Raw genomic sequence first — 8131 nt, 5'->3', positions numbered from 1 at the left:
CGCCCGGGCCGACCCCGCCGCCGCCCCGAGGCCCTCCTCGGCGACAAGGGCTACGACTCCAACCCCAACCGCCGCGAGCTGCGCAAGCGCCGGATCCTGCCGGTCATCTCCCGCAAGGGCTCCCCGAACATCAAGGGCCTGGGCAAGCTCCGCTACGTCGTCGAGCAGACCTTCGCCCTGCTCCATCAGTTCAAGCGCCTCGCCGTCCGCTGGGAGCGCCGCACCGAACTCCACGACGCCTTCGTCTCCCTCGCCTGCAGCCTCATCTGCTGGAGACGCCTCAAGAACAGCTCCCGGAGCCGGGGTCAGGCGGGATAATCCGCGTGTGTCAGAGGAACTCGCGCGTTGGTATAGGGGTCGCCTGGTGGGCGGTCCGTTCAGAGCGTTCGACTCCGGCGAGTGTGCTGCACTCGAGCGGGAGATCGGACTGCCCCTGCCACCCGCATATCGCTCGTTCCTGGCATCCGCTGGCGGGGAGATGCTGGACTACTCGATCCGCCTACCGGCTTGCGACCCAGAACCGATGCAGAGCTTCGGCGAACTCCACCACTTGGGCCGCGACGACGCCGATGAGTACGGCTGGGGCACTCTCCTGGGCGAGTATCGGCGCAGTCGCGACGGGTGGCTTGCTGAAAACGTGCCGCTGACCGGCCTGCTGCCGGTAGCCCGCAACGGCGGCAACGACATCCTCTTCCTCGACCTGAACCCGGCCACTTACGGCCAACTCCATGCATTCGTGCACGCCATCCCCTGGCCCGGGTACCTGGGCAACCATGTCTTCACGAAGGTCGCTGACACCTTCGACGCCTACCTCGACAGCCTCTTCATCGACCCCGACACGGCGCAGGACGCCTGGGCCGACGTCGCTGACAGCGATCCCTCGGATCCCTGGCGGAGGACCGTCGAGGAATGGCTGGACAAAGAACTGCCCGCCTGGCGTGCTGAAGCCTGGGCCACCACCTGACCTGGAGGCACTCGCCTCAAGTCCCCGCCGTCCGCGGAGATTTCTCACCCCGAGTAGTCCAGCCAGTTCAGACCCACCATGACGTAACGCAGCGTTGGGAAGTCCTGCCCGTGATCGTGTTACGAGCTCGTCGGGAGCTGCGACGACGCCTCCGTTTCCCCACGGAGGGCAGTGGAGAGGCCCTCATCAAGTCCGGATTCATGATCTGCGGCACACGTTCGCGGTGAACATGCTGGAGCTGCTGCGCAGGCAGGATGCGGAGGAGTACTCGCGCTCTGGCCGGGTGTCGGCGTGTGCGGCCGGTCACCAGTCGCGCAACCCTCCCTGACGGTGATGCGGCTTCTCGGCCACCGTTGCTGAACCGACGATGAGGTATGCAGCGCACCCGCTTCGGCCTTCATGATCGTTCTTGATCCGCATCATGTGGCGCTCCAGTCGGCCGAACGACACCGAAGGACCCACCGTGCCCTCCTCGCTCCGCCGCCGGACAGACGGCCTCCGCGCCGCCGGCGAGCTCCGTTCCCTTGCCTGCGCCGGCATCGCCAGCACGATGTCGACGCTCCCGATACAGACCGTGGCTTGGGGCTCTGGTGCAGGCCGCATGCCGTGAGCTGCTCCTGTCGGCCTGCGGCAACGCTGTGCAGGTCAGCGCTGCATGAACCGGATGTCGGGGTACTGGTGCTCGTCGGCAGGCCATGGAACGGCCCACGGCTGGTTGTCCCGGTCCCGCAAGAGGGTGACGATGTTGCGTCCGTCGTACAGCTTCTCAAGGGGATGACCCGTGACATGGGACAGAACCTGTGCGTAGTCGCCCACATCGAAGGGATCGAAGACGAACTTGGTGGACAAGCCCTGGAGGGGCAGCGTCATGACATCGACGTGGTTCTCACCTGCATGCAGAAGATGCTTGGGGACGCGGTTAAACAGCGTAGTCATGTAGGCGGCCAGAGCAGCTACCTCACGGAACTGCTGCGGGTGGAGCACGAGTTGTCGGGCCGCCTCAAAAGCTGGAACGGTCACAGCCTGGGCGAGCGCGCCCCAGTCCTGGAGCACGGCGACGACGGCGGTCGCTCCGACTCTGATGGCGAAGAACGGGAAGTTGATGATGTCGACGTAGTCGAACCGGTGGCGCGGGTCGGTGGGCTCCTGCGCCTGGAAAACGAGCACGGAGGCCGGATGCTGATCTTTTTGCCAGCGTACGGCGCCGCGAGCCGCCTGCAGCAGCAGGTGGTGCATGCGGAAGGTGGTCAGGAATTCGGGCGAGACGATGAAGCCGCCCTGCGGGTCACGCCGGTCAGCAAGGAGCGACAGTTCCCGGAACATGAGGCCGTAGTAGATCTTGCCCATCCACAAGAACAGGGTAGTAGCGTCCAGTTCCGCAACCGCTTCGGGGCCCTCGGCGAAGGCGTCGCCCACGGCTTGTTCAATGCGGGACAAGTGTTCGTTGTTGCAGGTGCTGCAGCAGGGAATCTTCATCTGCTTGTACGGCATCAGGGTGCCGTTGAGCAGTGTGATCTTCTGGTTCCACAGGTCACACCGCCGCAGCAGCCACTGGGGGAAGACATGCTCGTCGGTCCGGCCTCCGGCAAGGTCTGCCCCGCACAGGAAGCATCGGTCCTGGGTGAGCGCCTGGTCGCGGTCCCACTGGTAGAGGAACCCTGGTATCTCGTTCTGATCGGCGGTCTGTGACACGGGTCGACCCTAGACGAGTTGGCGAGCCTTATGGGCAGGGCGGCGTCGCGACCGGCCACGCCAGACGGTTCAAGGCTGCCGGACGCGTCGTGACAAGTTCCTTGAACCCCTGGCGTCCGTCCTACAAGACCGTATCCCGGGCGGCTTCGCGTTCCGGGCCGAGCGGCTCTTGCGGGGGTCGTGTACGTCCTGCGGACCGGCGTTGCCTGGCGCGACGTCCCGGCCGAGACCGTGGGCTGCTCCGGAGTCACGGCCTGGCGTCGGCTGCGGGACCAAGGCCGGCGTCTGTCGTACTGGCCCTCAGGTGGGTAGTGGAGCGCACACTGAGCTGGCTGGCCCGCTCACGCCGCCTCGACCTCAACCACGAACGCCGCCTCGACCACCGCGCAAACTACGCGGCCTGCCCTCATAGGGGTCGCTCACCTGTACACCCAAGCCGAACGACACGTAGTTCGCCCCACTCAGGTCAGCTGTTCGCCTCCCACGGCCTCGGCCTCAGCGCGCCGCTCATCCATGGCGAAGCCCAGCCGCTCGGCCTGGATCTGGACATCGGTCCACAGGGACAGCACCGTGAGCGAAGTCCACGGTTCAGTCCGCTCTGGGTCATCGAGCAGCACCGTCTCGGTGTAGCCGTCGAACCACGCCTCTCCGCGGGCCCGGCCGTCCGCCCAGGCCCGGTCCTTGAACCACAACCTCTTGATGGTCGACTCGAGCAGCCGTGCATGGAGTCCCACCTGGAAAGTTAGCGTTTGCACCACTTCCCAACCGTTATTGATGTGGCGCTCAAGACGCTTGTTGTGCGGAGCGTGCTCACAGATGCCGATCTTCGCTATCTCCGGATCCGAGCGGTGAAGGAGGTAGATCAGGCCCGGCACGTCGTCCTTGAAGCCGGTGAGCTTGCACTTTTGGGAGTTGCAGGCTCCCTGACCCCGGTAGAGGTTGCCCAGTCGGGGCTCCACATCAGCCCCACACTCGATGCACGTCCCCGGCCAAGGGATATTCGTGCTCTGGAATGCGTGCAAATCATCGGGAAGAACACGGTAGGAGAGGGCGCGGTCCCATGCCTGCTCCGGGGTTAGCGGAGCGTTAGGCGCGCAGTGTATGCACGCTCCTTGACCGTTTCGGACATCGTTCAGACGAGGGGTCACATCCTCATGGCACCGCAGGCATTCGCCGAGCCACGGTATGTCGATGCCTGGGTAGGGCGCCTTGGGCTCGACCAGCCCCGAGTCCACCATCATCTTGAACGCATCATCGGGGTGGATCTCCTTCTTGGAGCAGAAGCGGCAGGCCATGCCGCCGGCCCGAACCACCTTCATGAGTACCTTGATCGGCTTGCCCTCGCGTGGACAACCGACATTGAGGCAACGGGATGCCCACCCCTTGGAGTTCTTCTCGTACGGCTCCAGTGGCTCGATGTTGGCGGCTACAACACTCTTCGCCAACTCGTCCTCATCGAGCCTGAACTTCTTTGCACGCTCCTTGTCGGCACACGGGCGACAACCACGGGGAGCATCCCCGTGCCGCTTGGCCTTCGTGGAGATGCTGTCGTACGTCGGGTCAATATCCCCCTGGCACCTCATGCAGGTGCTCTCCCAGGGCGTCTTGTTCGAGGTGAAAGGCACCTTCGGGTCGCACCCGTTCCGAAGCATGAGCTGCCGCGCTTCTTCCGGATCTGTCGCACGTCCCGATACCAACTTGCCCGTCCCTCAGTCAGGTTGCAGCCACGCTGGCCCCGCGATGACTCTACGGGCGACCACCGACAGTGACCGAGCGGTGAGACCCTTCCCCGTCGACCTCGGCCGTGCTGACTTCCGCGATTGCCAGCGCAACATCCGGTCAGAGCGGTTTGGGGCAGGTAAGAAGAGGGTTCGGCGGTCTTCCTCCGGACTGACCAGAAGGGCCTCTGAAGTGGACTTACATCCATCAGAGGCCCTTTATCTTCAGGCACGGGAAGTACGAGACCACCGACCCCAAGCGCTACCACCACGAACTCCAGAAGAGCCGCAATCAACTCTTCGTCGCCACCACCCGAGCTCGCGACCTGAAACCTACGGTTGACGAAGACTCAAACAAGGAGCGAGCCTCCGGAAGCGCTACACGCCGGTGGTCCCGTCGATGCGTTCCCGGAGCAGGTCGGCGTGGCCGTTGTGACGGGCGTACTCCTCGATCATGTGGACGTAGATCCAGCGTAGGCTGACGTCCTACCCCCTGAAGCGGCCGGTGTCGGTCAGCGCGCGGTCGGCGCAGTGCTCGCGGGCGCGGGCGATCTCCGCGTGCCAAGTCGCCAGAGCGTCGCGCAGGGTGGCGCCCTCGGCCAGCTCGAAGCCGCCGTCGGGGCCATCGGGGTCAGACTGCAGGTCGTAGATGGGCGGAGCCTGTTCTCCGGCGAACACTCGGCGGAACCAGTTCCGCTCCACCTCCGCTATGTGTTGGACGAGGCCGGTCAGTGTGAAGGCGGACGGCGGCACGGATGCGACGGCGGCCTTCTCATCGTCCAGGCCCTCGCACTTCATAGCGAGGGTGGTGCGATGAAAGTCGAGCCAGCTCTCGAGCGTAGTGCGCTCGTCGGCGTTCAGGGGCGGCACAGGGCGTTCGATGATGGCCATCGGTCGATTATCGCCAGCAGCCGAATCCGTCGACAGGCAGGACCTCACAGCGGGGCGAACGTTGCCTGATGCGGCACCAGCACGGGGGTGCGCCCCTTGCCTACTTGTGTGCGCCGGCTTCTCCGCACCTACCTTCGCAATATCCGTGAGACCGCTGTGCGAGCCGTAGGGGGAATCATTGAAGCCCACTGAAGAGGTACTCCTGGATCTGGGGACATCATCGAACGTCTCTGTCCGCTCCAGCGACGAACTGGTGGGCAAGGTGTGCTCCGCCATCGCCGCGGACGACAAGTCCCGCCAGAAGGAGGGGAACGAACCGCTCCGCCGCAAGCCGCGCCTGACCGGCATCCCGCGCGCGGAACTCACCCGACACATGCGGGTTTCCATGTGGGACGTCCTGCACACCCTCGGCCGGGCGACAACTCTGTCCGGGAAAGGTGCCGGACGGGGCCTGGCCGAGCACTGGGGAGCCCTGAAATACAGCCAGGCGCTGAAGGGCGGGCGCGAATCCTTCCTGAAGTTGACGGAGGAGGGGCGACAGATCGCGGAACGGTACAAGAACCTCCAGTCCCATGAACTCGGAACCGGCTTCGCGCTCACGCTCGCCAAGAAGATTCTGACGCGCCGATTCCCCGATCGCTCCGTGAGTATCGTCCCGGCCGACACGGCGTTACGCGCCGGCTGGGCCCTCACCAGCAGGGACAAGGGTCTCAGGGTCGGGTATCGCTACCGCCCGCAGTACTTCGCGGAGATCTGGAGTCCTGGCGAGCCGTCCCTGATCGTGCCCATCGCCTGCAAAGGCAACCACAGCAGCGCTTCGGTCTCCGCCGAACAGCTCGCCTCTGCCTCGGTCCACGCAGAGGCGGTGCACATCGGCGCGTGGAACGAGACTCCGAGCCTAATGTTCAGCACAGAGTTGCCTACTGACGGGTTCGTCACCGTCCACGCACTGGAGGCACCGGGTCACGGCGGCTGGTTGACCAGGTCTTCAGGGGCCGCCGCAGCCAACCTGGACATGGGCCCGAGGCAGGAGAACGTCATGCCGGGCATCCAGCCCTCACCGGTGGGTGAAGTGGTACCCGAGCCGGTGCCCGGCTGTCACGTAACCCCGGAGCACTACACGTGGTTCCAGGAGACCATCGGTCTCACCGCCGCCGCCGGACTCATGGCCTTCGCCGGATCCGGCCGGGCGACCGCCCGCCACCTCACCGAACGCCAGGGGCGCAAGCGCTTCGAGGGTTTCGAACACGCCGCTGCCGGCAGCATCCAGGACATCAGTCACAAGCTTCTCGGCGACACCTACGCTGGCACCGACCACGTCTTCCGGCTGAACGGCCCCCGTGTGGAAGCGTTCTCCGGGGTGCGCGCAGAACTCTTCGACCTCCTCTCCGGGGGAAGTGTCGAGAAGTACCGCCTCCGCGTGCACGCGACCCGGCACACCGCTCCCCAGCTCGCCTGGGACAAGAAGTGGGGTGGTCCCGTGTCCATCCATGCCGACGGATCCGTCCTCGCAGTCCGGCTGCTGCCAGGACAGGAGCAGGGATAGACCTGCCGCCGGGGCCGGCGACCAGCACCTTCAGCGGCCAGAGATGAACGACGTCCATGTCCGACGACACCAGCATCGGCACCCTTCCGCCGGCCGAGTCCGGCTTCCTCCTGCCGCACTCCGAACCCGACGACGCGGACGACGCGACCGTGGACGCCCACTGCTACGCCACCGACATCGCCGCCCGCCTCTCGGTCGACCCGGAAGCTCTCGGGCCTCGAACCGAGGTCAAGGGAACGGGCGTCATCGCCCTCACGGTCTGCGGCCTGGAGCGCGGACACCCGCCAGGCGCTCTGTGCATCTGACCAGTCGCGCCTCCGGTCTCAGGCGCCTACTGGCCGACCGGCTTTCGGGGAAGTGTCCGCGATCCCATCCCCGCGCCGGCGCCAGGGCCGCGCGATCGGTGCGGACACCGCGCGCCACCACGGGTCCGTCGGGAGTTCCGCGCCCGGCTCGAACGGCTGGCCCGGGATCGGAAAGGCAATCGTCTGGCCGGCCTCTTCGGCGACGTCCTTCGCCCACTCCGCGGGCTCCGCCCATGGGTGCAGGGACAGGTTGAAGGTGCCCCAGTGGATGGGCAGCATTACGCCGCCCGGCTTGCCGCCCTGCAGGTCGAGGTGGGCCTGGACTCCCTGGGCGGGGGACATGTGGATGTCCGGCCAGGCGCCCGGCAGCGGCGTACAATCCGTGTGGTTCTTGGGCCAGTGCTCGGAGTAGGCGCCGAGCTGGATCATCGTGACGTCGAACGGGCCGAAGCGCGCGCCGATGTCGCGGAAGCCCTCGAAGTAGCCGGTGTCGCCGCTGTGGTACACGCGGTGCCGGTCGCCCGCCACGGACCAGGAGGCCCACAGCGTGTGCTGGGAGTTGCGCAGGCCGCGGCCGCAGAAGTGGCGGGCGGGGGTGGCCGTGAGGGTGAGGGAGCCGACGCGGGTGGACTCGTGCCAGTCGAGTTCGCGCAGGCGGTCGGCGGGGACGCCCCAGTGCTCCAGGTGGGCGCCGACGCCGAGCGGCACGGCGAACAGGGTGTCGGTGTCCGCCAGCGCCTTGATGGTGGGCATGTCCAGGTGGTCGTAGTGGTCGTGCGAGATCACGACCACGTCCACCGGCCCGAACGCGGCGAGCTCCGCCGGGACGGGGTGCAGGCGGCGGGGGCCCGCGAAACCGACCGGGGAGCAGCGCTCGCCCCAGACGGGGTCGAACAGCACCCGGTGGCCGTCGATCTCGGTCAGCACGGTGGAGTGGCCGAGCCAGGTGACGCGCAGGCCGTCGGCGGGCGGGGAGGACAGCTCGGCGAGGGTGCCGGGGTGCAGGGGTACCGGC

7 protein-coding genes and 2 pseudogenes are annotated in these 8131 nt (G+C 66.5%); 5 read left to right on the top strand and 4 right to left on the bottom strand.

The window, feature by feature from the left end:
- The coding region (locus ACOV8S_RS08385) for a transposase (RefSeq protein ID WP_448317043.1) at positions 1 to 318 on the top strand (318 nt) is incomplete at its 5' end.
- Positions 319 to 325: 7 nt separating this feature from the next.
- A complete protein-coding gene (locus tag ACOV8S_RS08380; protein WP_448317042.1) occupies positions 326 to 964 on the top strand; it encodes an SMI1/KNR4 family protein in 639 nt (212 codons plus the stop codon).
- Positions 965 to 1609: 645 nt separating this feature from the next.
- Here the strand turns inward: ACOV8S_RS08380 and ACOV8S_RS08375 are convergent.
- Complete coding sequence (locus ACOV8S_RS08375) at positions 1610 to 2656, bottom strand: hypothetical protein (protein ID WP_448317041.1); 1047 nt, start codon at positions 2654 to 2656, stop codon at positions 1610 to 1612.
- Between the two features lie 108 nt (positions 2657 to 2764).
- Between ACOV8S_RS08375 and ACOV8S_RS08370 the strand changes: the two are divergent.
- Positions 2765 to 2929, top strand: a pseudogene (locus ACOV8S_RS08370) (transposase); the annotation flags it as partial.
- A 188-nt stretch (positions 2930 to 3117) separates the two neighbouring features.
- Here ACOV8S_RS08370 and ACOV8S_RS08365 read toward each other — a convergent pair.
- Entirely contained in the window at positions 3118 to 4101 is a 984-nt protein-coding gene (locus ACOV8S_RS08365; RefSeq protein ID WP_448317040.1) for a hypothetical protein, read from the bottom strand.
- 651 nt (positions 4102 to 4752) lie between these two features.
- Positions 4753 to 5265: pseudogene (locus ACOV8S_RS08360) on the bottom strand (DinB family protein).
- Between the two features lie 178 nt (positions 5266 to 5443).
- Here ACOV8S_RS08360 and ACOV8S_RS08355 point away from each other — a divergent pair.
- Together ACOV8S_RS08355 and ACOV8S_RS08350 are read left to right on the top strand one after the other, a co-directional pair.
- Positions 5444 to 6811, top strand: a complete 1368-nt coding sequence (locus tag ACOV8S_RS08355; RefSeq protein WP_448317039.1) for a hypothetical protein — start codon at positions 5444 to 5446, stop codon at positions 6809 to 6811.
- A 56-nt stretch (positions 6812 to 6867) separates the two neighbouring features.
- Entirely contained in the window at positions 6868 to 7116 is a 249-nt protein-coding gene (locus ACOV8S_RS08350) for a hypothetical protein (RefSeq protein ID WP_448317038.1), read from the top strand.
- A gap of 18 nt (positions 7117 to 7134) precedes the next feature.
- Here ACOV8S_RS08350 and ACOV8S_RS08345 read toward each other — a convergent pair.
- On the bottom strand, positions 7135 to 8131 hold a 997-nt coding region (locus ACOV8S_RS08345), incomplete at its 5' end, for an MBL fold metallo-hydrolase (RefSeq protein WP_448317037.1).

The sequence above is a fragment of the Streptomyces sp. CO7 genome, assembly GCF_053474865.1.
The sequence above is the reverse complement of the archived record's forward strand: the minus strand, read 5'-3'. Positions and strand labels throughout refer to the sequence as shown.